Genomic DNA, 2,262 nt, shown 5'->3' with positions numbered 1-2,262 from the left:
GCCGGCGAACCCGAACCGAACCCCGCCGGCGAGCCGGCACAGAACCCCGGCGACAACGCCAACAACTCGTCCAACGTCGAGGACTCCACCGGCACCGATCCACCCGCAGCGAACCCGGCCACCAACACCCGATCCGCCACCGGCACCACATCCACCGCCGACAACCGCACACCACCGGCACCGGCCAACACACCGAACGCAGCGGACAGTGCCGCCACGAAACGCCCGGCCGTGGCCGCCTCGAACAGTTCGGTGGCGTAGTCGACAGCCAGATCGAGTCCGGCTCCGGTATCCGAGACGGAGATCTCGAGGTCCGCCTTGACGACGGCGAGATCGGCGGATTCGGTGACCGAGTCGAGCCCGGCCCCGAACGCGAGGTCGCCGGAGTCGGCGCGATAAGCCAGCATCACCTGGTAGAACGGATTGTGGGTGCCGACCCGCTCGGCACCCGACGCGCGGACGATCTCCTCGAACGGCAGGTCCTGGTGGGCGAACCCCCCGAGCACGACCTCCCGCACCCGGCCCAGCACCTCGTCGACCGTCGGATCCCCCGACAGATCGTGACGCAACGGCAGCGTGTTCACGAAATACCCCACCACCGACGCCAGCGCCTCGTCCGTGCGGCCACCGACCGGCGACCCCACCACGATGTCGTCACCCGCCCCGAGCCGCTGCATCGCGATCACGACCGCGGCCTGGGCGACCATGAACATCGACACCCCGGCGCGCTCCGCGGTGACGTGCAGCGCCTCGGCGATGCCCGCGTCGACCCTGCCGCGGATCTGCGCGCCGTGGAAATTCGGCGTGGTCGGCCGCGGCCGATCCAGCGCGATGGACGACGAAACCGGTGCCTCGTCGAGGGTGCGCGCCCAGTAGGCACTCTGCTCGGCAAGCACCGAGTCGGGGTCGTCGGCCGATCCGAGGAGCCTGCGCTGCCACACCGCATAGTCGGCGTACTGCACCTCCGGCATGGGCCAGCCTGGCTCGTGGCCGGCGCGACGGGCACGGTACGCGGTGGACAGGTCGGACATCAGCGTCGGGAACGACCAATCGTCGATCGCGGCGTGGTGCACGGAGAGCACGAGCACGCACTCGTCGGCTGCGGTGCGCAGGATCAAGGCGCGCAGCGGCAGATCGGTGTCGAGACGGAAAGGCCGGCGCCCGAATTCTGCGACGCGGGCCTGCGCCTGGACCGGATCCGCGCAGTCGTCGAGTGCGACATCGAGATGATCTGCGACGGAATCGGTTTCGACGATTCTCTGGTACACGGCGGCGTCGGACTCCGTGACGGTGTCGGCCGGAACCAGCAGCGTGCGCAGCGCCTCGTGCCGCCGGACGAGATCGGCGACGGCCGCGGCGAGCGCGAGGGCGTCGACCTGTCCGCGTAGCCGGAGGACGGTGGGCACGTTGTACTGCGCGTCCACACCGGTGAGCTGTTCGATCATCCACAGCGACTGCTGTCCGTAGGACGCGGGCAGCGGATCCGGGCGCACCGTGTCGCCGACACGAGGCCGATGAGTGACAGGGCGGGCGCCCTCGACGGCGGCGGCGAGCGTGCCGACGGTCGGGGTCTCGAAGATCGAGCGCAGCGACAGGGACACGGAGTGCTCGGCGTTCAGGCGCGTGAGAACCCGGGTGGCGGACAGGGAATGTCCACCGAGCGCGAAGAAGTCGCTGTCGACGCCGACGAGCACGGTGTCGTCGAGGTCCAGCGCGGCCCGGAAGGCACGGGCGACGGACAGCTCCGCGGGCGACTGTGGTTCACGCCCCGCGTGGTCGGTGGCATCGGGCACGGGCAGTGCAGCGCGGTCGAGCTTGCCGTTCGCGGTGATCGGCAGCTCCGGCAGCACCACCAGGGCCGACGGCACGAGGTGCGCGGGCAGCGTGCCGGCGAGCCGGGTCCGTAGTGCAGAAGGATCGAGTTCGTCGACTGTGCAACCATTTTCAGGCGTCATATAGGCGACCAGTCGGGTCTCCACGCCGGCGCCGTGAGCGATGACGGTCGCGGAGCCGACGGCCTCGATCGCGGTGAGCGCGGCCTCGATTTCGCCGACCTCGATGCGCTGACCCCGAATCTTCACCTGAAAATCCGACCGACCCACATACTCCAACCCACCCGACGGCAACCACCGCACCACATCACCCGTGCGATACAACCGCGCCCCGGCAGCGACATCCCCCGTCGCTCCGCTCGCCCCCGGCCGGGGATCGGCGACGAACCGCGACGCCGTCAGACCTGCTCGCGCGTGATACCCCCGAGCC

General features: G+C 70.1%; 1 protein-coding gene. It reads right to left on the bottom strand.

Annotated features, from left to right (window positions below; translation table 11 throughout):
- Window positions 1-2,081 (bottom strand): condensation domain-containing protein (locus A8G15_RS28405; protein ID WP_245688043.1); only part of this gene is annotated, 2,081 nt, incomplete at its 3' end.
- Window positions 2,082-2,262 lie beyond the last annotated feature (181 nt).

Source organism: Rhodococcus phenolicus (assembly GCF_001646785.1).
Classification (GTDB): Bacteria; Actinomycetota; Actinomycetes; order Mycobacteriales; family Mycobacteriaceae; genus Rhodococcus; species Rhodococcus phenolicus.
Note: the sequence above shows the minus strand (reverse complement) of the source record. Positions and strands in the feature narration are given on the sequence as shown.